This window comes from Streptomyces sp. NPDC037389 (assembly GCF_040636475.1).
In the GTDB taxonomy this organism is placed as follows: domain Bacteria; phylum Actinomycetota; class Actinomycetes; order Streptomycetales; family Streptomycetaceae; genus Streptomyces; species Streptomyces hesseae.
The window spans coordinates 332,677-354,296 of record NZ_JBEZUS010000004.1; the positions used below are offsets into that span (position 1 = coordinate 332,677).

A 21,620-nucleotide genomic window follows, 5' to 3' on the forward strand; every position below is an offset into this window, starting at 1 on the left:
CTGACGACTGCCGCGATTTTCGCTACTACGGTCGAAGAGTGACTGTGATCGCTACCGAAAGCCTCAGCAAGCGGTACCCCCGGGTGACCGCCCTGGACCGGCTCACCGTCGACATCAATCCGGGAGTCACCGGTCTGGTGGGTGCCAACGGGGCCGGCAAGTCCACGCTGATCAAGATCTTGCTGGGTCTCTCGCCCGCCACCGAGGGCAGCGCCCGCGTGCTCGGCCTGGATGTGGCCACCCAGGGCGCCCGGATCCGTGAGCGGGTCGGCTATATGCCCGAGCACGACTGCCTGCCGCCCGATGTGTCGGCCACCGAGTTCGTCGTCCACATGGCGCGGATGTCGGGCCTGCCGCCCACCGCCGCCCGTGAGCGGACCGCGGACACCCTGCGCCACGTCGGGCTCTACGAGGAGCGGTACCGTCCCATGGGCGGTTACTCCACCGGTATGAAGCAGCGGGTCAAGCTCGCCCAGGCACTGGTCCACGACCCCAAGCTGGTGCTGCTGGACGAGCCGACCAACGGTCTCGACCCGGTCGGCCGGGACGAGATGCTGGGCCTGATCCGCCGCATCCACACCGACTTCGGCATCTCGGTCCTGGTCACCTCGCATCTGCTCGGCGAACTGGAGCGCACCTGCGACCACGTCGTCGTCATCGACGGCGGCACACTGCTGCGGTCCTCGTCCACGGACGAGTTCACCCAGGCCACGGGTTCCCTCGCGGTGGAGGTCACCGACACCGACGCCTGCCCCGACGGCACCGGCGCGCTGCTGGCGGCCCTCGCCGGGGCGGGCCTGACGACCCGGCCCGCGGGCCGGACGGCCGACGGCTCGCCCATGTCCGGCCGGGTGCTTCTCGTCGACGTCGTCGACGAGAAGACGTACGACATCGTCCGGGACGCCGTCGCCGGGCTCGGTCTCGGCCTGGTCCGCATGGAGCAGCGCCGCCACCGCATCGCGGAGCTGTTCCGGGACGACGAGGCCGCCGCTCCGTACCCCGCCGCCCCCGGAACCCCGGGCGCCCCCGGCGCACCGGCCCAGGCGCCCGTGTGGGGCGCCGGCTGGCAGCAGAAACCGAAGAAGAGCGACAAGCGCGCGCAGCAGAACGGAGGCACCGTCGATGCCGCCTGAGACCACGACGGCACCGGGGCGCGGCCACCGCTCCCAGGACGTCATCCACAACATCGGCTACCGCGACTACAGCGGCCCCCGCCTCGGCCGTGCCTACGCCCGTCGCTCGCTGTTCTCCCAGAGTCTGCGCGGCGCCTATGGCCTCGGCCGGTCGGCGAAGTCCAAGGTGCTGCCGATGACGCTCTTCGGCGTGATGTGCCTCCCGGCCGCGATCGTGGTCGCCGTGGCCGTCACCACGAAGATGAACCGGCTGCCCATGGAGTACACGCGCTACGCGATCTACCTCCAGGCGGTCATCGGCCTCTACCTGGCCGCGCAGGCCCCCCAGTCGGTCTCGCGGGACCTGCGGTTCAAGACCGTGCCGCTGTACTTCTCCCGGCCGATCGAGCGCGTCGACTACGTCGTCGCCAAGTTCGCGGCGATGGCCTCGGCCCTGTTCGTCCTGACGGCCACCCCGCTGCTGGTCCTCTACGCGGGTGCCCTGCTCGCCAAGCTGGACTTCGCCGAACAGACGAAGGGCTTCGCCCAGGGGCTGGTCTCCGTGACTCTGCTCTCGCTCCTCTTCGCCGGCATCGGCCTGGTCGTCGCGGCGCTCACCCCGCGCCGGGGCTTCGGCGTCGCGGGCGTCATCGCCGTCCTGACGGTCCCCTACGGCGCGGTCACCACCGTCCAGGGCATCGCCCTGGCCAGCGACAACCCCTCGCTCGTCAGCTGGCTCGGCCTCTTCTCCCCGATCACCCTCATCGACGGTGTCCAGACGGCGTTCCTCGGCGCCACCAGCGCCTTCCCCGAAACCCATGGCCCCGGCACGGGCGCGGGCGTCGTCTACCTCGCCGTGCTCCTCGGCGTGATCGCCGGCTCCTACGGCCTCCTGATGAGCCGCTACCGAAAGGCCGGGCTGTGACAACCATCCACATCGACAACGTCTCCCGCTGGTTCGGGAACGTCGTCGCCGTCAACGACGTGTCCATGACCGTCGGCCCCGGCGTCACCGGGCTCCTCGGCCCCAACGGAGCGGGCAAGTCCACTCTCATCAACATGATGGGTGGTTTCCTCGCGCCCTCCACCGGAACGGTCACGCTCGACGGCGAGCCGATCTGGCGCAACGAGCAGATCTACCGCCACATCGGCGTCGTCCCCGAGCGCGAGGCGATGTACGACTTCCTGACCGGCAAGGAGTTCGTCCTCGCCAACGCCGAGTTGCACGGGCTGGGCGCGAAGGAGGCCCGGCGCGCCCTCGCCACCGTCGAGATGGAGTACGCGCAGGACCGCAAGATCGCCACCTACAGCAAGGGCATGCGGCAGCGCGTGAAGATGGCCTCCGCGCTCGTCCACGAGCCGACCGTGCTCCTCCTCGACGAGCCCTTCAACGGCATGGACCCGCGCCAGCGGATGCAGCTGATGGATCTGCTGCGGTCCATGGGCGACGAAGGCCGGACCGTGCTGTTCTCCTCCCACATCCTGGAGGAGGTCGAACAGCTCGCCGCCCATATCGAGGTCGTGGTCGCCGGACGGCACGCCGCGTCGGGCGACTTCCGCAAGATCCGCCGGCTGATGACGGACCGCCCGCACCGCTATCTCGTACGGTCCGGCGACGACCGCGCCCTGGCCGCCGCGCTCATCGCCGACCCGTCGACCGCGGGCATCGAGGTGGACGTCCAGGAGGGCGCCCTGCGCGTCCAGGCCGTCGACTTCACCCGCTTCACCGAACTCCTGCCGCGTGTGGCCCACGCGCACGGCATCCGGCTCCTGACGGTCTCGCCCTCCGACGAGTCCCTGGAATCGGTCTTCTCCTACCTCGTCACGGCCTGAAAGGAGGCTCACGATGTCGTTCCACCAGCTCTACCACCCGACCGTCGCCCGGCTGACCTACCGGGGCCTCCTCGGCCGCCGCCGCGCCGCCGTCCTCTTCGCCCTGCCCGCCCTGCTGCTGGCCATCTCGATCGCCATCCGGACGCTGAGCGGCGCGGACGACGAGACCGCCGCCAACGTCCTGGGCGGCTTCGCGCTGGCCACGATGGTGCCGCTGATCGGTGTGATCGCCGGTACGGGCGCGATCGGCCCGGAGATCGACGACGGGTCCGTCGTCTACCTCCTGGCCAAGCCCGTCAAGCGGCACGTCATCATCGTCACCAAGCTGATCGTCGCGATCGGCGTCGCCGTGGCCTTCTCGGCGGTCCCCACGCTCATCGCCGGGTTCGTGCTCAACGGCAACAGCCAGCAGATCGCCGTGGCCTACGCAGTGGCCGCCGCGGCCGCCTCCGTGGCCTACAGCGCGGTCTTCCTCTTTCTGGGGACGGTCACCCGGCACGCGGTCATCGTCGGCCTCGTCTACGCCCTCGTCTGGGAGTCGCTGTTCGGCAGCCTCATTCCGGGGGCACGCACGCTCAGCGTGCAGCAGTGGGCGCTGGCGCTGGCCCAGCGGATCGGCGCGGACGGGGCCGTCAACGCCCAGGTGTCGCTGCCCCTGGGGCTGACGCTGCTGGTCGTCGTGACGGTGGCCGGTACGTATTTCGCCGCGCGCAAGCTCCGGGCGCTGACGCTGGCCGGGGAGGAGTAGCGGGGACTGGGGCGAGCCCCGGGCCTCCTCACACCCGCAGGGCCCTCGTGATGGCGATCTGCTCCGGCTGGAGGCGGGTCTCGCCGTCCTCGACGTCCCACAGGGAGTTCTGGAGGGCCCGGGCGAGCGTCCAGCGCGCCGCCCGTTCGCGGTCCAGGCCCAGCAGGTCCGTCATGAGGTCGAAGCGCCGGCGCACCGCCCGGTCCACGTCGCCGGTGGCGACGATGTCCTCCCAGCGGTTGTCCAGAGCCGGCATCAGGTCGAAGCCCGGATCGCCCACCAGCGGCTTGGGGTCGATCGCCAGCCACGCGCCCCTGTCCGTACCGGGCAGGGGCGCGAGCACGTTCTCGTAGTGGAGGTCCCAGTGCAGCAGCCGGTCGCCCGGCTCGTCGGCGACCTCGCGGACGGCGGCCGCGCAGTCCAGCAGCAGGGCGCGCTCGGCGGCGTCGGACAGGGCGGGCAGCGCCCTCGGCACGTCCTCCAGCATGGCCTCCGCCACCCCGCCCAGCGTCCGCAGCCCGGCCGGTACGGGCGCCTCCAGCAGCCGTCCCAGCAGCTCGGTCAGCGACAGCAGCGCCGCCTCCGCGTCGGGGACGTCCTGGAGCGAGCGGCCGGCGTCCAGCCGCTCCAGCAGCATCGTGCCGGACTCCGGGTCGTGGTCGAGGAGTTCCACCGCTCCCGCGCCGGCCCAGGCCCGCAGCGCCGGTGCCTCACCGGCGCTCTCCTCGGTGACCGGCTGGAGCTTCAGCGCGGCGGGGGAGCCGTCCGCACGCCGTACGGGCAGGACGAGCGCCACCACGCCGTGCGCCGCGGGGCCGTCGACGCGCAGCCGCCAGCGGTCGAGGAAGTCCGCCGCCAGATCCGGCAGCGCGGCGATCCACTCGGGGCCGCCCTCGCCCTCGGACGCGTCCTCGTGGTGCTCGACGAGGCGGGCCGGGACGGTGATCCGGGATGTTGCGCGCATGACGGCGGATTCCTCCTGCGAACTACGCGAATGGGGGAGTGGAGGGGCGGCCCGCGCCGCCCCTCCACTCCCCCAACGCCTCAGATCTTCCGATCGCGCCCGGCGCCCAGCCCGAGGAAGAGCAGCGCCGTGCAGGCGACGAGCAGCAGCGAGACCGGCAGCGTCCAGCTGTCCGTCACCCCGTACACCCAGCCGATCGAGAACGGGCCGACGGAGGCGAGCAGATAGCCCCACGTCTGGGCCATGCCCGACAGCCGGGAGGCTGTGTGCGCGTCGCGGGTGCGCAGCACCATGAACGTCAGGGCGAGGCCCAGCAGACCGCCCTGGGCCACGCCCATGAGCGTCGCCCACACCCACGCGCCCGCCGCGGGGGCGATCAGCAGGCCGGTGACGCCCGCCGCCATCAGGGCCACCACGACGACCACCGGTACGCGCTGGTCGCGCATCCGGCCCGCGATCAGCGGCACGACGAACGAACCGGCCATCTGCACCAGCGTGTAGAACGCGTAGACCAGGCCGGCCTCGCCCTTGCTCATCCCGTGGTCGGTGAAGATCGTCGGCATCCAGGCGATGCACACGTAGGCGATCAGCGACTGGGTGCCCATCATCAGCGTGACCTGCCAGGCCAGCGGCGACCGGGTGAGCCGGGGACCGTCCTGCGCGGTCGAGGGCCCCGCGGCGGGAGCGTTCGTCCGGGCGGCGTCGCGCCGGGTGAGGACCGCCTGCGGCAGCCAGACGAGGGCCGCCACGGCGGCGAGCAGCGCCCAGGAGGCGAGCGAGCCCCGCCAGCCGCCCAGCGCGTTCTCCAGCGGCACGGACAGCGCGGCCGAGCCCGTGGCGCCGAGGATCAGCGTGGTGGAGTAGAGCGCGGTCATGCTCGCGGCGCGGTCCGGGAAGTCCCGCTTGACCAGGCCCGGCATCAGCACGTTGAGCAGGGCGATCGCCGTGCCGACGAGCGCGCAGCCCACGAACAGCGCCACCACGGGCGGCGCGACGCGCAGCAGGATGCCCCCGCACAGCAGCACGAGCGCGCCGCACAGCACGGCCTCCGTGCCGAAGCGCCGGGCGAGCCGGGGCGCGACGATCGAACCGAGGCCCATGAAGACCAGCGGGATCGTGGTCACCAGGCTGCTCACGGCCGCCGAGAGGTGGAAGTGGCCGCCTATCTCGCTCATGAGCGGCGAGACCCCGGCGAGCGCCGCCCGCATGTTCAGCGAGGCGAGCACGATGCCGAGCATCGCGAACGCGGGGTGGGTGAGGACGCCCCGCCGGGCGGGCACACCGGCCGGTGACGTATCGGCCGGTGACGTATCGGTCGGCGTCGTGCCGACCGGCGCTATGTCGGGGGTGTCGGACCTCGTTTCGGACAAGGGGGTGCCTCCAGGGGTGGTGCGAAGGGTGCCGGGGGCGGATCGGCCGCCGGTGGGTGTGGGGACCGGCCCGTGGGGACGGGCCGGTGGCGCGCGGTCGGCTCTCGCGGTCAGCCGTCGCCGAGCAGGGACTCGACGGCCTGTTTGGGGCGTTCGAGCAGTACCCGGGCGGCGTGGGCGGCCGCGTCCGGGTCGCCGGAGGCGATGGCCTCCATGAGGGCGTGGTGGTCGCCGTGGATGATGCGCGGCATGTCGTGGTCGCCGAGCGCGGTGACCAGCGCCTCGCGCACCGAGCTGCTGAACCAGGCGTACGTCGCCGTCAGCGCGCTGTTGTGCGCGGCCTCCACGACGGCGCGGTGGAACTCCACGTCGTGGTCCGCGTAGAGCTCCAGGCTGCCGGAGTCGGGCTGGCCGTCGGCGTCCTCGAAGGCCGTCTGGGCGTCGAGCGCGGCCCGCATCCGCTCCAGGTCGGCGGGTTCGTGGCGGAGCGCCGCGAGCCGGGCGGCCTCGGCCTCCAGCGCGATGCGCAGCTCCAGGACGTCGCGCACCCCGGCGAGCCGCAGTCCGCGCATGACCTCGGCGGGGTCGGCCGCCGACACCACGAAGGTGCCCTCGCCCTGCCGGGAGCGCAGCATCCCGGCGTGCACGAGGACGCGGACGGCCTCGCGGACCGTGTTGCGGCCGACCTTCAGCTGCTCGGCGAGGGCGTGCTCGGTGGGGATGCGCTCCCCGACCCGCCACTCGCCGGCGGCCACCTGGGCGCGCAGCTGTTCCATGACGGTGTCCACGAGGGTCTGTCGTCCCGCCGCTCGCAATGCCATGCGTCCTCCGGACAGGTTCCCTGAAGCCCTGACGCGGAAGCCGTGCCGCGCCGGTTGCTTTCCCGATGCACTGGTCGTCCATTCAACCGGTTGCCCAGTCATCCTACAACTGCGCTCCCGGGTCCGTCGGGCTACCGTCTAAGGGTGGTAGTCGACGGGATTCGCTCCTGGGTCCGTTCCTCGCCCGGTACCCACATCTGGTTGCTGATCATCGGCATCACCAGCCTCGTCGTCGCGTCGGCGAGCGAGGGCCTGGAGGCCTTTCTCCTCCACCGCAACAGCAGCAACATCCACGAGCTCAACAAGCATCCGCTGGAATCCCTGCTGATCAGCGGCTTCTGGATCGAGACCCCGTCGTCGTTCGCCCTCTACGCCGTGCTCTTCGAGGTCTTCCACGCCAACGTCGAGCGCTGGATCGGGACCCTGCGCTGGCTGTGCGTGGTGGCGGTCGCCCATGTCGCGGCGACGCTGATCAGCCAGGAGATCCTGCTGCACGCGATCGAGAGCCACTCGGCGCCGCGCTCGATGAAGCACGTCGTCGACATAGGCGTCTCCTACGGGCTCGCCGGGGCCGTCGGGGTCCTCACCTATCGCGTTCCGAGGCCGTGGCGCTGGCTCTACCTGGTGGGAGCGGTGGCCTTCTTCGCCGTGCCGATGCTGACCGGCGGCACGTTCACCGACATCGGTCACGCGATCGCGCTCGGGCTGGGCCTGGCCTGCTGGTCGCTGACCCGGAACCGGCCGCCCTGGCGGTGGGACGCGGGCCGGGCACGCCGGGCCGCGCTGGAGGCGGCCGGGGCGGCCCGACAGGCGGCCGGGGCGGCTGGACAAGAGCGCGGGACGGCACTCAGCCGAAGAGACGCTCCAGGACGACCGCGATCCCGTCCTCCTCGTTCGAGGCGGTGATCTCGTCCGCCACGGCCTTGAGCTCTTCGTGGGCGTTGGCCATGGCGACGCCGTGGGCGGCCCAGCCGAACATCGGGACGTCGTTGGGCATGTCGCCGAACGCGATCGTGTCGACGGCCTTGACGCCCAGCCGGCGCGCGGCGAGCGACAGGCCCGTGGCCTTGCTCAGGCCCAGCGGCAGCAGCTCGACTATCCCCGAGCCGGCCATCGTCACACCGACGAAGCCGCCCGCGACCGACCGCGCGACCTCCGCCAGGGAGTCGTCGTCGAGCGTGGGGTGCTGGAGGTAGACCTTGTTGAGCGGGGCGGCCCACAGCTCGCTCGCCTCGTTGATCGGAACGACCGGGAGCGGCCCTTCCTGGAGGCGGTAGCCGGGGCCGACCAGGACGTCGCCGTCCATGCCGTCACGGCTGGCGGCCAGCCGCAGCGGGCCGACCTCGGCCTCGATCTTGGCGAGTGCCAGCGCGGCGAGCCGCCGGTCGAGCGTCACGGACGTCAGCAGTCTGTGCTCGCCCGCGTGATAAACCTGCGCGCCCTGACCGCAGACCGCGAGGCCCCGGTATTCCAGCGCGTCCAGGATGTGCTTGGTCCAGGCGACGGTGCGCCCGGTGACGACGATGTGCGCGGCGCCCGCCGCCGTGGCCGACACGAGGGCGGCGCGGGTGCGCTCCGAGACGGTGTCGTCGGAGCGCAGCAGCGTGCCGTCGAGGTCGGTCGCGATCAGACGGAACGGCGGCGGGACCGGGGGCGTCACTTGGCGGTGGGCTCCAGGACCTCACGGCCGCCCAGGTACGGGCGGAGGACCTCGGGCACGCGCACCGAGCCGTCGGCCTGCTGGTGGTTCTCCAGCAGCGCCACGATCGTGCGCGGCACGGCGCACAGGGTGCCGTTGAGCGTCGCCAGCGGACGGACGTTCTTGCCCTCGCGCATCCGGACGGACAGGCGGCGGGCCTGGAACTCGTCGCAGTTGGACGTGGACGTCAGCTCGCGGTACTTGCCCTGGGTCGGGATCCAGGCCTCGCAGTCGAACTTGCGGGAGGCCGAGGAGCCGAGGTCACCGGTGGCCGTGTCGATCACCTGGAAGGGCAGCTCCAGGCTGGTCAGCCACTGCTTCTCCCACTCCAGCAGGCGGGCGTGCTCGGCCTCCGCCTCCTCCGGCGCGATGTACGAGAACATCTCGACCTTGTCGAACTGGTGGACGCGGAAGATGCCCCGGGTGTCCTTGCCGTACGTACCGGCCTCGCGGCGGAAGCACGGGGAGAAGCCCGCGTAGCGCAGCGGCAGCTGCTCCGCGTCGAGGATCTCGTCCATGTGGTAAGCGGCGAGCGGGACCTCGGAGGTGCCCACCAGGTAGAAGTCGTCCTTCTCCAGGTGGTAGACGTCCTGCGCGGCCTGGCCGAGGAAGCCGGTGCCCTCCATGGCGCGCGGCTTGACCAGCGCGGGCGTGAGCATCGGCGTGAAGCCGGCGGCGGTGGCCTGGGCGATGGCGGCGTTGACGAGGGCGAGCTCCAGCAGCGCGCCGACACCCGTCAGGTAGTAGAAGCGGGAGCCGGACACCTTGGCGCCGCGCTCGACGTCGATGGCGCCCAGCGTCTGGCCGAGCTCCAGGTGGTCCTTGGGCTCGAAGCCCTCGGCGGCGAAGTCGCGGGGGGTGCCGACGGTCTCCAGGACGACGAAGTCGTCCTCGCCGCCGCGCGGGATGTCGGGGTGGACGATGTTGCCGATCCGGAGCAGCAGGCGCTGCGCCTCGGCGGCGGCCTCGTCCTGTTCGGCGTCGGCGGCCTTGACGGCGGCGGAGAGTTCGCCGGCCTTCTTCAGCAGCTCGGCCTTCTCGTCGCCGGTGGCCTTGGGGATGAGCTTGCCGAGCGACTTCTGCTCGGAGCGGAGCTCGTCGAAGCGGACGCTTGACGACCTGCGCCGCTCGTCGGCGGAGAGCAGCGCGTCGACGATGTCGACGTCCTCTCCACGGGCGCGCTGGGACGCGCGCACACGGTCGGGGTCCTCACGGAGCAGGCGAAGGTCAATCACCCCTCCAGGCTACCGTTGTGCGCTGCGGTTGCTCGACGCGATATTCCCTTTGGTTGTGATTTGTCCAACTCTGGGAATTTCGGAAAAGGGCGCGGACGGGCATCCGGCGACGATCCGGACGGGCCGGCGGGACCGTCCGGGGCCCGTGCCGCCTTGTGGAAGACGGCAGTTGAGGATGGCGGTGAAGAGCGCCGTTGTCCACAGGAGTGAGTGGTTCCGCTTCTTTGTCCACAGGGTGTGCGGGAAATCTGTGGATGTCGGAATCAGAGATTCCGTTTGGTCCGTCATTCGTCAGAGTTTCATGAGGCAAACCTCTTACGGCCACTCTTTGGGGTGGCGCCCAATCCCCCTAAAGGGTTGTTCGAGGCATTTCGACTGACGGATGGGTAGCGGTCACGGGAATCGGTGGCTGTGGACGGCCGCGCCGGACCGGCGGAGAGATATGTCGACCATTGCCCGTTTCGTACGGCTTCTCGGAGTCTCGCTCTATCGACTTATCCCCAGGTCGAGAACGGCCTGTGGATAAGTCTGTGGGTAACCCTGTGGGAAACGCCGGGCCGACCTCGGCCCGACCTCGGCCCGACCTGGGGCCGGCCTGCGGGCGACCGCTCAGGCCCGGCCGTCCTGGCAGCGTGCCAGCCAGTCCGCCGCCGCCACGAAGTCGCCGTCCGTCGTCCCCGGCCGCGCGTCCCCCGCACCGTTCGGCCGCGCGTCCGGCCGTTCACCCGAGGTGACACCCGGGGCAGTACCCGTGGCGACACCCGCACGCGGGTACGAACCCAGGAACCGTACCTCGGCGCACGTCCGCTTCAGCCCCATCAGCGCCTCGGCCACCCGGCGGTCCGTGATGTGCCCCTCGCAGTCGACGGAGAAGCAGTAGCGCCCCATGCCCTCGCCGGTCGGCCGCGACTCGATCCGCATGAGGTTCACGCCCCGCACCGCGAACTCCTGGAGGTACTCCAGCAGCGCGCCCGGGTGGTCGTCCCGCTGCCACATCACCAGCGACGTCCGGTCCGCCCCCGTGCGCGCCGCCGGCCGCGCCGGGCGGCCGACCAGGACGAAGCGGGTCTGGGCGTTCTCCGCGTCGTGGATTCCGGTGACCAGCGGCTCCAGCTCGTACGTCGCCGCCGCGAACTCCCCGGCGAACGCCGCGTCGTAGCGGCCGTCGCGGACCAGCCGCGCGCCGTCCGCGTTGGACGCGGACGACTCCCACACCGCTTCCGGCAGGTTCGCCGCCAGCCACTTGCGCACTTGCGGCTGCGCGACCGGGTGGCCGGTCACCGTCTTGATGTCCTCCATCCGGGTGCCCGGACGGACGAGGAGCGCGAAGGCGATCTCCAGCAGCACCTCGCGGTAGATCATCAGAGGTTCGCCGGTGGCGAGTTCGTCGAGGGTCGCGGTGACGCCGCCCTCGACCGAGTTCTCGATCGGCACGAGCGCGGCCGCGGCCTCGCCGCCGCGCACGGCGTCGAGGGCGGCGGGCACGGAAACCATGGGCACCAGCTCGCGGGTGGCCGCCTCGGGGAGGGTGCGCAGGGCGGCCTCGGTGAACGTGCCCTCGGGCCCGAGGTAGGTGTAGCGGGTTGCCGACCTCATGTTGTCCTCCGGAAGGGCACGGAACGCTCGGCCGTCCACCCTACCGATCCCGGCTCCGGGGGCGTCCCCCGGAGCCGGACGCTCACCCCTCCAGCAGGCGCTGGCCCACGTAGCTTCCCTCTTCGCAGCCGCCCGGGACGGCGAAGAGGGCGCTGGCCTCGTGGCGGAGGAAGCGGGAGAGGCCGTCGCCGCGGTCCAGCTTCCGCTGGACCGGGACGAAGCCCTTCAGCGGGTCCGCCTGCCAGGCGATGAACAGCAGGCCCGCGTCCGGGGCGCCGTCGTCGAGGAACCCGTCGTGGTACGAGAACGCGCGCCGCAGCATCGCCGCGCCGCGGTTGTTGGCCGGCGCCGCCACCCGGATGTGGGCGTCGCCGGGGACGGCCAGCGCGCCGTCCGAGCCGACCTTGTCCAGGTCCACGCGAGTGGTCTCCGTACCGCCGGACAGCGGGGAGCCGTCGGACTTGCGGCGGCCGATCACGCGCTCCTGGCGTTCCAGCGACAGGTTGTCCCAGCTGTCCAGCAGCATCCGGATGCGCCGGACGACCGCGTACGAGCCGCCCGCCATCCAGGACTCGGCGCCCTGCTGGTCGTCCGGCACGAAGATCTTCCGGGCGAAGTCGGCACTCGACGGCTTCGGGTTGTTCGTCCCGTCGATCTGGCCCATCAGATTGCGGCCGGTCATCGGCTGCGCCGTCGCGCCCGGCGTGCGGTTGAAGCCGGTCATCTGCCAGCGCACCCGGGCCGAGCCCGCCGCCTCCTTCTGGAGCAACCGCAGGGCGTGGAAGGCGACCAGCGCGTCGTCGGCGCCGATCTGCACCCACAGGTCGCCGTTGCTCCGCTTGCCGTCGAGGGCGTCGGCGGTGAAGGGGGGCAGGGGCTCCAGCCCGTCGGGCCGCCGGTCCGTCAGCCCGACGCGGTCGAAGAACGTGCGGCCGAAGCCGAAGGTGACCGTCAGCGACGACGGGCCCGCGTCCAGCGCGACACCCAGCTCGTCGCCCTGGGGCGGCCGGCCGGCCATCATCTCCGCCGCCGCGGCGGACCAGCGGCGCATCAGCGCGGCCGCGCCCTTGCGGTCGGTCCCGGCCGTGAGGTCGAACGCGACCAGATGGCCGTGCGCCTGCGCGGCCTGGACGATGCCCGACTGGTGCGTGCCGTGGAAGGGCACGACGCCCGAGCCGACGTCGGACAGGGGCGTGGGCTTGCCGCGCACCGCCTCGGCCCCGGTGGCCCCCGCGACCCCGCCCACGATGAGCGCCGCCGCGCCGGCGGCGCCCGCCGTGCCCAGCAGCCGTCGGCGGGAGACGCCGTCGGCCGGCGCGGCGGGGCCGGCGGCCTTCGCTGCCGCGTCGCCGCCCCCGCCCCGGGTGACGGGGCCGTCCTTGGCGGGACTGCCGGTGCTCTTGTCGGGTCGCGTGCTCTTGTCGGGCCGCGCGCGGCCCTTCGACGAGCCGCCCGGTCCGGTGCCGGGGCGGGCCCCGGCGCTCTTCCCGGCGCGCTTGCCGCCCGCCTTGCCGCTGATCGGGCGTGTCTCGTCCCCGGCGACTCCGCCGGCCGTGGTGTCAGTCGTGTCAGCCATCAGATGATCTTCACGTTCTCGATCTCGGTGACCTGGTCGATGTCCGAGGTCCGTACGGTCAGGGACAGCTGCCAGTCGCCGGCCATGGGCAGCCGGAAGTCCTTGGCTTTCCACAGTCCGGCGGACTGACGCTCCAGCGCGGCCCGCAGGGGACCGATCTGTTTTTCCTTCTCGGTCATGGACAGTGTCAGCTCCGGTACGTCCACCGGGCGCCCGGACGGGTCCGTCAGAGTGACGGTGAGGGTGTTGGCGCCCGTACGGGCGGGGTCGACGGCGACGCGGGCGGTGCCCCGGCCGTTCGCGCCGCCCGTGTCGTAGGCGATCCGCACCTCGGCGGGCCGGGCCGCGGACGGCGCGGCCGTCCGGCCCGCCGCTTGGCGCTGCTCGGTCTCGGCCCGGCCGGGCTGGGTGCCGGTGAGAGCGGTGGTGACGGCGAGTACGACGACGGCGACGCCCGCCTCGGCGAGGACGGACCGACGCAGCCCGGTACGGCCGCTGTCCGCGTCCCGCGCACGCCGCCCGGCGGCCTTCTCGCGCGCCACCCGCTGCCGGGCGAGCTGCGCGGCCCGCACGGGGTCGCCTGCCGGCGGCTCAGGGGACTTGGCGGCGGCCGCGTTCTTCGAGCCGGTGACGGACCCGGCGCCCGTGCCGGTCGTCGGCTTCGCGCCCGTGCCGGTCGTCGGCTTCTTCCGGCCCGTCGCCCGCCTCGACCCGGACGCGTCCACGAGTTGCCCCGTCCAGCGGCGGGAGAGGAACGCGATGCCCACCATGACGGCCACCAGCCCGGCCTTCACCAGCAGCCAGCGCCCGTACTCGGTGCCCGTCAGCACGTCCCACGAGCCGACCTGCCGCCAGGACTGGTAGAGCCCCGTCGCCACCAGCACGCAGACCGAGACGAACGCCATCCGGGAGAAGCGCGCGACCGCCGCCCGCCGGATCCGTTCGCCCGACCACAGTGTGGCCAGCAGCGCCGCCAGCCCGCCGAGCCACACCGCGACGCCCAGCAGGTGCGCCACGTCCACCGGCATCGCCAGCCACGGCTGGAGGCCCGCCGACGCGTGTTCGGCCAGCGCCCAGGTCGCCGCGAGGCCGCCCGCGACGAGCGTGCCCCCGACGCCGAGGCCCCAGGCGATGTCCCGGCGGCGGCCGAGCGTACGGTCCCCACCGGTACCCGTGCCCGTGCCCGTGCCGGTGCGCGTACCGTCCGTGCGCGTACCGTCCCCGGCACCGCCCGGGGCGTACGTGCCGAACAGCACCGCCAGGAACACCGCCGCCGCGCTCAGCAGCAGCAGACGTGACAGCAGCGCCGCCCCCGGCTTGGTGGACAACACGCCGCCCAGCAGCGACAGATCGAGGACGGACCCCATCCCCTTGCCGCTCGTGAAGGCGCCCCGCAGCAGCAACAGCGCCACCGTCGAGACGAACAGCGTGATCCAGCCGCTCACCGCGACACGCTGCACCGCCCGCGACGCGCGGCACACCCCGGCGAAGACACAGCCGCCAACCAGCAGGATGAGGCCCGCGTACGCCGCGTACCGGCCGATCGCGTAGAAGGCCGCGACGGCCGGATCGGTGCGTGTGGCCGCCGAGTCGACGGCCACGGTCGTCTTCGACGGCGCGCCGACCGAGAAGGTGAAGGCCCCGGCCACCGGGTGGCTGTCCGCCGAGACCGCCTGCCACGCCACCGTGTACGTGCCGTCGGCGATCCCGGCGCGCAGCGCGACGGTCGCGGTCCCGTTCCGTCCGCCGTCGTGCTGCGGCCTGCCCTGGTCGACGCGTTCGCCGCGCGGGTCGAGCACCCGTACCGAGTCGGGGCTGAGCAGCACCCCCTCGGAGAAGGTGAGCGTGACGCGCGCGGGCGCGGTGGGCACCACCGACCCGTCGGCGGGGTCGGTGGCGGTGAGCGCCGCGTGGGCGGACGCGGTGCCCGCGCCGAGGGTCAGCACGCACAACAGCGCGGCGACGAAGGTGCCGAGAAGCGACACCCCGCGAAACGTCCCGCGTCGTACGGCGGTCGGGGTCCTCATCGCGTCGTCAGTCCTTGGGGCGGTACGACGCGCTCTCGACCGGCACCTGGATCTTGATCGGTGCCGAGGTGGCGAAGCGCAGGGTGAACTCGATCTTCTCGCCGGCCTGCGGCTTGTGGTCGAGCTTGCCCAGCATCAGGTGCGTACCGCCGCGCGACAGCGCCAGCTTGCCCTTGGCGGGCACCTCCAGCTTCGCCGCGTGCTTCATCTGCGAGCCCTCGGTGGTGTGCATCGTGATGTCGGACGAGAGCGGGCTGGTGACCTCGACGAGCTGGTCGGCCTTGCCGCCGTCGTTCTCGACGGTGAGGTACGCGGCGGCCATGTCGGCCATCGCGGGCTGCGGCAGGTAGGCGCCGCTGACGGACAGTTCGGGCTTGCCGGAGGAGACCGACAGGCGGTCCTTCTCCGACTGGCAGCCGGTGATCAGCAGCAGCCCGCCGGCGAGGACGAGCGGCAGGGCGGTGGCGGTGGCGACGGTGGCCTTGTTCATCTTCTTCGGGCGCATCACGGGTTCTCCCCCTTGACGATCTTCGGGAGATCCTGGGCGTACTGATCGGACGTGGTGGAAGCGGTGTAGATCCAGTGGCCGCCGTCGTCCTTCGGCGAGAAGCCGACGACCTCGGCGCCGTGGCTGACGGTCACGGAACCGTCCTTCTCCTTCTTGGCCGGCTCCACGAGGATGCCCAGCGGCTTGGCGGCCGCCTGGATCGTGGCGAAGTCGCCGGTCAGGCCGACTATGTCCTGGCCGCCCTGGGCGTCGAGCCACTCACGGATCCGCTTGGGGGTGTCCCGCTCGGGGTCGGTGGTGACGAAGACGACCTGGAGCTTCTCCTGGTCGGCCTTGGGCAGCTTCTTCTCGGCGGCGGCGATGTCGGAGACGACCGTCGAGCAGACGTCGGGACAGTAGGTGTAGCCGAAGTAGAGCAGGACGGGACGGCCCTTGGTCTCCTTGACCAGCTCGTACTTCTTCTCGGACGTGTCCGTCAGGACCAGGTCCGGCTTGGCCTTGGGGGCGTCGAGGACGATCGCCCCGGCCTTCTTCGGCTCGGCGGAGACATCGGCGGCGGGCTTGTCGCCGCCGTCACCCGAGCCGCCGCACGCCGTCAGGGTGAGTGCGGCGGTCGCGGCGAGGACCGCGCCGAGGATCTTGGTGCGCATGGAGTGCTTCTCCAGAGGTGGTCGGTGTCGCCGGGCCACGGGCGTCACGCCCCGCGGCCCGGCCTTCCGTGCTTCTCGCGGTACGGCCTCAGGCGGCGGTGTCGCGGCGACGGCGCCCGGCGAGCACGCCGAAGGCGGCGCCCACCACGCCGACGACGATGCCGGCGATGCCGAGGGCGCGGGCGGTGTTGTCGCTGCCGCCGTCGCTCTTCTTCTCGGCGGTGGCGGTCACCTTGTCGCTCTTCGCGTCCTTGTCGCCCTTGGCGTCGTCGTGGTGACCGCCACCCGCGCCGGCGGCGCCCTTCGCGACGAGCTTGAGGACGGGAGCCGGGTGCTCGGGCTCCTCGCCGCCCGGCTTGGAGGGGTCGATCCAGCGGACGACGTCGTCGTCGGAGTAGGTCTGGAGCGCCTTGAAGACCAGCTCGTCGGCGTCGGTCGGCAGCTGGCCGACGGACAGCGGGAACTGCTGGAACTGACCGGGCTCGATCTTGCCGCCGGTCCAGGTGACCTTGCTGACGGCCTCGTCGATCGACTTGCCGTGCATCTGCACCGGCTTGTCGAGCTTGGTCTTCTCGACCTTCACGTCCCACCCCGGGACGGCCTGCGGCATCACCGAGACCAGCGGGTGCTTGGGGTCGAGGGTGAGCTCCAGCTTCACCGTCGAGGCGTTGTCCTTCTCGTTGGGCACCTTGAGGGCGATGGTGCTGTAACCGCCCTTCTCGGCGGTACCGGGCTGCACGCTCACGTGCGCGAAGGCGGGCCCGGCGAACAGCAGCACGCCACCGGCGGTGACACCGGCGACGAGGGAGGCACGGGCGGCACGGAGACGACGGGACGAGGTCGACGAGGTCATGGGAAAACTCTCCACTGGCAGGAGCGAACGGAAGGGGATGGCGCGCATGCGGTGACAGCGCGAAACACCCTTCCCCGCCCTGCCGGGTGGTGGAAAGCGATGCGTCGTGTCGTCAGGCCGCGAGGGCGAGGCGCGGCGGCCCCCGCCTGATCACGACGTGCCGCCACTCGGCCTCCCGCGCCGGACGCTCGTCCCGCACGGCCGCCCGCCACCGGGGCACCGTGAGCGGCTCCGCGCCCAGTGCCCGGACGAACGGCAGCAGCGCGACGGCCAGCGCCCGGACCAGCGCGGACTCCACGACACCGCGCGCCGACCCGGCCGACAGCCGCACCAGACGCCACAGCGCGGCCTCGCCGCGCCGCAGCAGCCAGCCCAGGGCCAGGGCCGCGAGGAGGTGGCCCAGCACCATGGCCGGGGAGGGCAGCAGGGCGTGTACGAACGAACCGGCGCCGCCACCACCGCTCGGCGCGGGCGCGCCGGGGACGTGGAGGGCCGGGTCGAGCCCGGCACCCGTGATCACTTCACGGGCCCGGTCGGCGGACATCGGCCGCTGGTCGCAGAGCAGCTGCCCCGCGAAGTCGATCAAGTGGCCGTCGGCGCCCGCCCGGTGGGCGGCCGCGGCGTCCGCGCCCCGCCCCCCGTGCTGCCCGAGCGCGAAGAGCGAGTGCAGCGCGAGCTGGCCCACGGCCAGCGCGGCCGCGATGCCCGGCAGCGAGCGCTCCCGACCGGCCAGCGGCACGGCCACGGCGAAGACCGCCGCGCCCGCCGCGACCAGGGTCCACAGCGGCACCTCCGCGCAGGACGCCAGCACATGCCCGCCCGCGGACAGCACGACGCAGACCGCGGTGAACACCGCGGCCCGGATCAGTCGCAGATCGGCGCCGGCGCGCGCGACGGGGAGAGGCATGACCGCGCCATCATCCCACCGGCCTCACGGAATCCCTACGGCAGGGTGTCCGGCTCGTCCCCCGTGCCACAGGCGTCCACCACCGCCCCGTCCCATACACGCCCCCGCCCGCGTGGCGCGTCGGCCGAATGAGCGGTCTCACACAACCGACAGGCTTATGCGGCGCGCCTCGTGGCTATAGGTAACGGTATGTCGAGCCGCGGCCAGGAGGCTGAGCATGAGCATTTGGTGGTCACTCCACTTGCGGCGCGAGGCCGCGAGCGTTCCGCTCGCCCGACGGTTGCTGATCGGTGCCATGGAGACGGCCGGTGTCGACCCCGAGACCTCGTACGACCTGGCCGTGGCGCTCAGCGAGGCGTGTGCGAACGCCGTCGAGCACGGCGGTGACGCCTCCACCGGCTATCGCGTGACGGCCCTCATCGACGGCGACACCTGTCGCATCGAGGTGACCGATTCCGGCCCCGGATTCGCCGAACGCCCCCGTTATCCGCGCCGCCACCCGGCCCGCGCGCACACCAGGACCCCGGCCGCCGTCCATGACGAGCACGGCCGGGGTCTTTTCCTGATCGCGTCCCTCACCGACCACGTCCGCGTCCGCAACCGTCCGGGCCGGGCCGGGGCGGTCGTCAGCTTCGACAAGATCCTCAAGTGGCGGGAAGGCGGCCCCGCCGCCGCGGCCCTCCTGAAGGCGTCCTGAAGGCCACAAGGCCTCAGGGCCTTCCGGGGCCACAAGGCCTCAGGGCCTTCCGGGGCCACAAGGCCTCCCAAGGCATCAAGGCGCCGGGATCCTCAAGGCCTCAAGGCGTCGGGCAAGATCATCGGCGTCAGGTCCTCCCTACGGACGCCGGTGCTCATCCGGGCCTGACCACGGCCTCGACGGGAGGCGGTCCGGCGTCCGACCTCAGGAGAGGCTGGTCGTGCGCCGATGGAACTGCGTCAGCTCCGCTACTTCGTCACCGTGGCCGAGGAGCTGCACTTCGGCCGGGCGGCCGAGCGGCTCCACATCGTGCAGTCCGCCGTGAGCCAGCAGGTCCGCCGCCTGGAGCGCGAGCTGGGCGCCGAGTTCCTCGACCGGTCACCGCGCCACGTACGCCTCACCGCCGCGGGCGAACGCTTCCTGCCCGAGGCACGGGCCGTGCTCGCCGCCGCCGAGCGCGCCCGGACCGTGGCCGCAGGCCTCGGCGAGGCCCGCGCCGCCACCCTCCGCCTGGGCACCAGCGCCGGGCTCGGCGACCATCTGGACCGGGTGCTGGAGGCCCTGGGCCGGCTCGCGCCCCGGCTGGCCGTGGAGCTGGTGTCGGCACCCGCGCGGAGCCGGCTGGAACAGGTCGCCACGGGCACCCTCGACGCCGCGTTCGTCCGGGGCGCCGAGGAACACCCCGGCGTCCGGCTGATACCCGTGTGGCAGGACCAGCTCGTCGTCGCCCTGCCCGCGCGGCACCCCCTCGCCGCAGCGACCGACGTCGACCTCGCCGACCTGGCCGCGCTGCCCCTGCGCCTCACCGACCGGCGCAGCAACCCGCCCCTGGTCGACCTCGTCGTCTCCGCATGCCAGGACGCCGGGTTCACTCCGGTGCCCGGACCGGTGGGCTCCCTCCAGGACACCCTCGCCGCCATCGGGGCCGCCACGCCCCTGTGGACCGTGATCTACGCGTCGCACGCGCGGCAGCTGCGCACCGGCAGGGTGGTCTTCCTGCCCGTCCGCGGCCGGGGCCTGGCCCTCCCGGCGGCGCTCGCGGTGCACCCGGCCGCCCCGCCCCCCTGCCTCGACGTTCTGCTGGAGGCGTGCTCCGGCGCCGACGATCACGATTCGTGATCGCTGCGGGCTCCGAGTGCTCCTGGTTCGGCGGACGGCCGCGCGATGGACTGTTCCCACGCCGGTGAACGACCCGGAACCGCCGGGAACCACCGTGATTCGAGGAGGCACCCCATGCCCGTCGTGACCGTCCAGCAGGGCCCCCGCTCCATCGAGCTCAAGCGCGATCTGGTCCAGCGCATCACCGACGCGTTCGTCGACGCCTACCAGATCCCCGCCGAGGCCGTGCAGGTGTGGATCCAGGAGACCCCGGCGGAGAGCTGGGGCCAGGCCGGGGTGCTGACCGCCGACAAGTAGCGATACACGCGATACACGCGGTACACGAAAGAGCCGCGGCCCCTCGGGGGAGGCCGCGGCTCTTCGGTCGTTCCGGATCCGGATCCGGCTCAGCCCTTCAGGCCGGCCATCCAGGCCTCGACGTCGGCGGACGTGCGCGGCAGGGCGGCGGAGAGGTTCCGGTTGCCGTCCTCGGTGACGAGGATGTCGTCCTCGATGCGGACTCCGATGCCCCGGTACTCCTCGGGCACGGTCAGGTCGTCGGCCTGGAAGTACAGGCCGGGCTCCACGGTCAGCACCATCCCGGGCTCCAGGACGCCGTCGACGTAGGTCTCCGTGCGGGCGACCGCGCAGTCGTGGACGTCCAGGCCGAGCATGTGGCCGGTGCCGTGGAGGGTCCAGCGGCGCTGGAGGCCGAGCTCCAGGACGCGCTCGACCGGGCCCTCGACCAGGCCCCACTCGACGAGCTTCTCGGCGAGGACGCGCTGGGCGGCGTCGTGGAAGTCGCGGTACTTGGCGCCCGGCTTCACCGCCGCGATGCCGGCCTCCTGGGCCTCGTACACCGCGTCGTAGATCTTGCGCTGGAGCCCGGTGTACGCGCCGTTGATCGGCAGCGTACGGGTGACGTCGGCGGTGTAGAGGCTGTGCGTCTCCACGCCGGCGTCGAGCAGCAGCAGGTCGCCGGAGCGGACCGGGCCGTCGTTGCGCACCCAGTGGAGGGTGGTGGCGTGCGGGCCGGCGGCGCAGATGGAGCCGTAGCCGATGTCGTTGCCTTCGACGCGGGCGCGCAGGAAGAACGTTCCTTCGATGTAGCGCTCGCTGGTGGCCTCGGCCTTGTCGAGGACCTTCACGACGTCCTCGAAGCCGCGGACGGTGGAGTCGACGGCCTTCTGGAGCTCGGCTATCTCGAAGCCGTCCTTCACCAGGCGCTGCTCGCTGATGAAGACGCGCAGCTCCTCGTCGCGCTCGGCGGTGACCTTGTCGGTGAGGGCCGTCTCGACGCCGGCGTCGTGGCCGCGGACGACCCGGACCGGGCCGGTGGCCCCGGCGAGGGTGCCGGTCAGCTCGCGGACGTCGTCGGCGGGCACGCCCAGCAGCCGCTCGGCCTCGGTCAGGCTGTGGCGGCGGCCGACCCAGAGCTCGCCCTGGCCGTCCAGCCAGAACTCGCCGTTCTCGCGGTCGGAGCGGGGCAGGAGGTGGATCGTCGCCTCGTGGCCCTGCTCGCCGGTGGGCTCCAGGACGAGGACGCCGTCCTGGGTCTGGTTGCCGGTGAGGTACACGTACTCGGTCGAGGCGCGGAAGGCGTACTCGGTGTCGTTCGAGCGGGTCTTCAGATTGCCCGCCGGGATCACCAGACGCTCGCCCGGGAAGCGGGCCGAGAGCTCGGCACGGCGTCGCGCGGTCTCGGCGGCCTGGGGTATAGGCCGCAGATCGTGGAGCTCGGTGTCGGCCCAGCCGGACTTCATATTGTCGGTGAGCTCGGCGGAGACGGCGGGGTAGAGGCCGTTCTTCCGCTGCTTGATCGGCTCGTCACCTTCAGGGTTTTCGGGTGCGGGCTGCTCGGTCACTGGCTTTCCTCCTCGAACGGGGCCGCTTTCCATCGTATGTGTGGGGGAATGCCCTCGAGAA

General features: G+C 72.4%; 21 protein-coding genes. 8 read left to right on the top strand and 13 right to left on the bottom strand.

From position 1 onward, the window contains the following. Positions 1-44: 44 nt before the first annotated feature. The 4 genes from AB0E98_RS11135 to AB0E98_RS11150 are packed head-to-tail and all read left to right on the top strand — an operon-like array spanning position 45 to position 3,693. Complete coding sequence (locus AB0E98_RS11135; protein WP_361701528.1) at positions 45-1,133, top strand: ABC transporter ATP-binding protein; 1,089 nt, start codon at positions 45-47, stop codon at positions 1,131-1,133. Continuing rightward, a complete protein-coding gene (locus AB0E98_RS11140; RefSeq protein ID WP_361701189.1) occupies positions 1,123-2,037 on the top strand; it encodes an ABC transporter permease subunit in 915 nt (304 codons plus the stop codon). The genes AB0E98_RS11135 and AB0E98_RS11140 overlap by 11 nt, the downstream gene beginning before the upstream one ends. Next, a complete protein-coding gene (locus tag AB0E98_RS11145; protein WP_361701191.1) occupies positions 2,034-2,945 on the top strand; it encodes an ABC transporter ATP-binding protein in 912 nt (303 codons plus the stop codon). The genes AB0E98_RS11140 and AB0E98_RS11145 overlap by 4 nt, the downstream gene beginning before the upstream one ends. A 13-nt stretch (positions 2,946-2,958) precedes the next feature. Next, a complete protein-coding gene (locus AB0E98_RS11150; RefSeq protein ID WP_361701193.1) occupies positions 2,959-3,693 on the top strand; it encodes an ABC transporter permease subunit in 735 nt (244 codons plus the stop codon). Positions 3,694-3,721: 28 nt separating this feature from the next. Here the strand turns inward: AB0E98_RS11150 and AB0E98_RS11155 are convergent, their stop codons facing one another. From AB0E98_RS11155 to AB0E98_RS11165, 3 genes are all read right to left on the bottom strand, one after another. Further along, the gene (locus AB0E98_RS11155; protein WP_361701195.1) at positions 3,722-4,657 is read right to left on the bottom strand and encodes an aminoglycoside phosphotransferase family protein; all 936 of its coding nucleotides are present in this window, start codon (positions 4,655-4,657) and stop codon (positions 3,722-3,724) included. 80 nt (positions 4,658-4,737) lie between these two features. Beyond that, positions 4,738-5,895 (bottom strand): MFS transporter, encoded by a 1,158-nt coding sequence (locus tag AB0E98_RS11160; protein ID WP_361701530.1) that lies wholly within the window; start codon positions 5,893-5,895, stop codon positions 4,738-4,740. Between the two features lie 242 nt (positions 5,896-6,137). Continuing rightward, a complete protein-coding gene (locus AB0E98_RS11165) occupies positions 6,138-6,848 on the bottom strand; it encodes a FadR/GntR family transcriptional regulator (RefSeq protein ID WP_361701197.1) in 711 nt (236 codons plus the stop codon). Positions 6,849-6,992: 144 nt separating this feature from the next. Between AB0E98_RS11165 and AB0E98_RS11170 the strand changes: the two genes are divergently transcribed. Then, positions 6,993-7,754, top strand: a complete 762-nt coding sequence (locus tag AB0E98_RS11170; protein WP_361701199.1) for a rhomboid-like protein — start codon at positions 6,993-6,995, stop codon at positions 7,752-7,754. Here AB0E98_RS11170 and AB0E98_RS11175 read toward each other — a convergent pair. The 9 genes from AB0E98_RS11175 to AB0E98_RS11215 form a co-directional block, all read right to left on the bottom strand. Beyond that, the gene (locus AB0E98_RS11175) at positions 7,696-8,508 is read right to left on the bottom strand and encodes an HAD hydrolase family protein (protein ID WP_361701201.1); all 813 of its coding nucleotides are present in this window, start codon (positions 8,506-8,508) and stop codon (positions 7,696-7,698) included. The two genes, AB0E98_RS11170 and AB0E98_RS11175, sit on opposite strands and share 59 nt — an antisense overlap. Next, a complete protein-coding gene (gene serS, locus AB0E98_RS11180) occupies positions 8,505-9,782 on the bottom strand; it encodes a serine--tRNA ligase (protein WP_311613406.1) in 1,278 nt (425 codons plus the stop codon). Before serS ends, AB0E98_RS11175 begins: the two co-directional genes overlap by 4 nt. A gap of 609 nt (positions 9,783-10,391) precedes the next feature. Beyond that, complete coding sequence (gene pheA, locus AB0E98_RS11185; RefSeq protein ID WP_361701203.1) at positions 10,392-11,378, bottom strand: prephenate dehydratase; 987 nt, start codon at positions 11,376-11,378, stop codon at positions 10,392-10,394. An 82-nt stretch (positions 11,379-11,460) separates the two neighbouring features. Beyond that, positions 11,461-12,954: an iron uptake transporter deferrochelatase/peroxidase subunit gene (efeB, locus tag AB0E98_RS11190; protein ID WP_361701205.1), complete on the bottom strand. Its 1,494-nt coding sequence runs from the start codon at positions 12,952-12,954 to the stop codon at positions 11,461-11,463. Continuing rightward, positions 12,954-14,981, bottom strand: coding sequence for a FixH family protein (locus tag AB0E98_RS11195; RefSeq protein WP_361701207.1), 2,028 nt, complete (start codon positions 14,979-14,981; stop codon positions 12,954-12,956). The genes efeB and AB0E98_RS11195 overlap by 1 nt, the downstream gene beginning before the upstream one ends. A 7-nt stretch (positions 14,982-14,988) precedes the next feature. Continuing rightward, positions 14,989-15,486 carry a copper chaperone PCu(A)C gene (locus AB0E98_RS11200; RefSeq protein ID WP_361701209.1) on the bottom strand — a complete coding sequence of 166 codons (498 nt, stop codon included), beginning with the start codon at positions 15,484-15,486 and terminating at the stop codon, positions 14,989-14,991. Next, a complete protein-coding gene (locus AB0E98_RS11205; protein WP_361701211.1) occupies positions 15,486-16,139 on the bottom strand; it encodes an SCO family protein in 654 nt (217 codons plus the stop codon). The genes AB0E98_RS11200 and AB0E98_RS11205 overlap by 1 nt, the downstream gene beginning before the upstream one ends. Before the next feature lie 88 nt (positions 16,140-16,227). Beyond that, positions 16,228-16,992, bottom strand: a complete 765-nt coding sequence (locus AB0E98_RS11210; protein WP_361701212.1) for a YcnI family protein — start codon at positions 16,990-16,992, stop codon at positions 16,228-16,230. Between the two features lie 112 nt (positions 16,993-17,104). Beyond that, a complete protein-coding gene (locus tag AB0E98_RS11215) occupies positions 17,105-17,899 on the bottom strand; it encodes a hypothetical protein (RefSeq protein ID WP_361701213.1) in 795 nt (264 codons plus the stop codon). A gap of 217 nt (positions 17,900-18,116) precedes the next feature. On the opposite strand from AB0E98_RS11215, the gene AB0E98_RS11220 reads away from it, so the two are divergent. The 3 genes from AB0E98_RS11220 (at position 18,117) to dmpI (ending at position 20,012) form a co-directional block, all read left to right on the top strand. Beyond that, entirely contained in the window at positions 18,117-18,596 is a 480-nt protein-coding gene (locus AB0E98_RS11220) for an ATP-binding protein (RefSeq protein WP_361701215.1), read from the top strand. Between the two features lie 228 nt (positions 18,597-18,824). Then, positions 18,825-19,715, top strand: a complete 891-nt coding sequence (locus AB0E98_RS11225; protein WP_361701216.1) for a LysR substrate-binding domain-containing protein — start codon at positions 18,825-18,827, stop codon at positions 19,713-19,715. A 114-nt stretch (positions 19,716-19,829) separates the two neighbouring features. Continuing rightward, positions 19,830-20,012, top strand: a complete 183-nt coding sequence (gene dmpI, locus AB0E98_RS11230) for a 4-oxalocrotonate tautomerase DmpI (protein WP_358215953.1) — start codon at positions 19,830-19,832, stop codon at positions 20,010-20,012. 89 nt (positions 20,013-20,101) lie between these two features. On the opposite strand, the gene AB0E98_RS11235 is transcribed toward dmpI, so the two are convergent. Further along, on the bottom strand, positions 20,102-21,559 hold the full coding sequence (locus AB0E98_RS11235) for an aminopeptidase P family protein (protein WP_361701218.1): 1,458 nt from the start codon (positions 21,557-21,559) through the stop codon (positions 20,102-20,104). Positions 21,560-21,620 lie beyond the last annotated feature (61 nt).

Bases quoted from the DNA above. Each gene is read 5' to 3' on its own strand.
- dmpI (WP_358215953.1), top strand. From the start codon at position 19,830: ATGCCCGTCGTGACCGTCCAGCAGGGCCCCCGCTCCATCGAGCTCAAG.
- AB0E98_RS11200 (WP_361701209.1), bottom strand. From the start codon at position 15,486: ATGCGCCCGAAGAAGATGAACAAGGCCACCGTCGCCACCGCCACCGCC.
- AB0E98_RS11155 (WP_361701195.1), bottom strand. From the start codon at position 4,657: ATGCGCGCAACATCCCGGATCACCGTCCCGGCCCGCCTCGTCGAGCAC.
- AB0E98_RS11210 (WP_361701212.1), bottom strand. From the start codon at position 16,992: ATGACCTCGTCGACCTCGTCCCGTCGTCTCCGTGCCGCCCGTGCCTCC.
- AB0E98_RS11215 (WP_361701213.1), bottom strand. From the start codon at position 17,899: ATGCCTCTCCCCGTCGCGCGCGCCGGCGCCGATCTGCGACTGATCCGG.
- AB0E98_RS11225 (WP_361701216.1), top strand. From the start codon at position 18,825: ATGGAACTGCGTCAGCTCCGCTACTTCGTCACCGTGGCCGAGGAGCTG.
- AB0E98_RS11205 (WP_361701211.1), bottom strand. From the start codon at position 16,139: ATGCGCACCAAGATCCTCGGCGCGGTCCTCGCCGCGACCGCCGCACTC.
- AB0E98_RS11220 (WP_361701215.1), top strand. From the start codon at position 18,117: ATGAGCATTTGGTGGTCACTCCACTTGCGGCGCGAGGCCGCGAGCGTT.
- pheA (WP_361701203.1), bottom strand. From the start codon at position 11,378: ATGAGGTCGGCAACCCGCTACACCTACCTCGGGCCCGAGGGCACGTTC.
- AB0E98_RS11165 (WP_361701197.1), bottom strand. From the start codon at position 6,848: ATGGCATTGCGAGCGGCGGGACGACAGACCCTCGTGGACACCGTCATG.
- AB0E98_RS11195 (WP_361701207.1), bottom strand. From the start codon at position 14,981: ATGAGGACCCCGACCGCCGTACGACGCGGGACGTTTCGCGGGGTGTCG.
- efeB (WP_361701205.1), bottom strand. From the start codon at position 12,954: ATGGCTGACACGACTGACACCACGGCCGGCGGAGTCGCCGGGGACGAG.
- AB0E98_RS11140 (WP_361701189.1), top strand. From the start codon at position 1,123: ATGCCGCCTGAGACCACGACGGCACCGGGGCGCGGCCACCGCTCCCAG.
- AB0E98_RS11150 (WP_361701193.1), top strand. From the start codon at position 2,959: ATGTCGTTCCACCAGCTCTACCACCCGACCGTCGCCCGGCTGACCTAC.
- AB0E98_RS11160 (WP_361701530.1), bottom strand. From the start codon at position 5,895: ATGCTCGGCATCGTGCTCGCCTCGCTGAACATGCGGGCGGCGCTCGCC.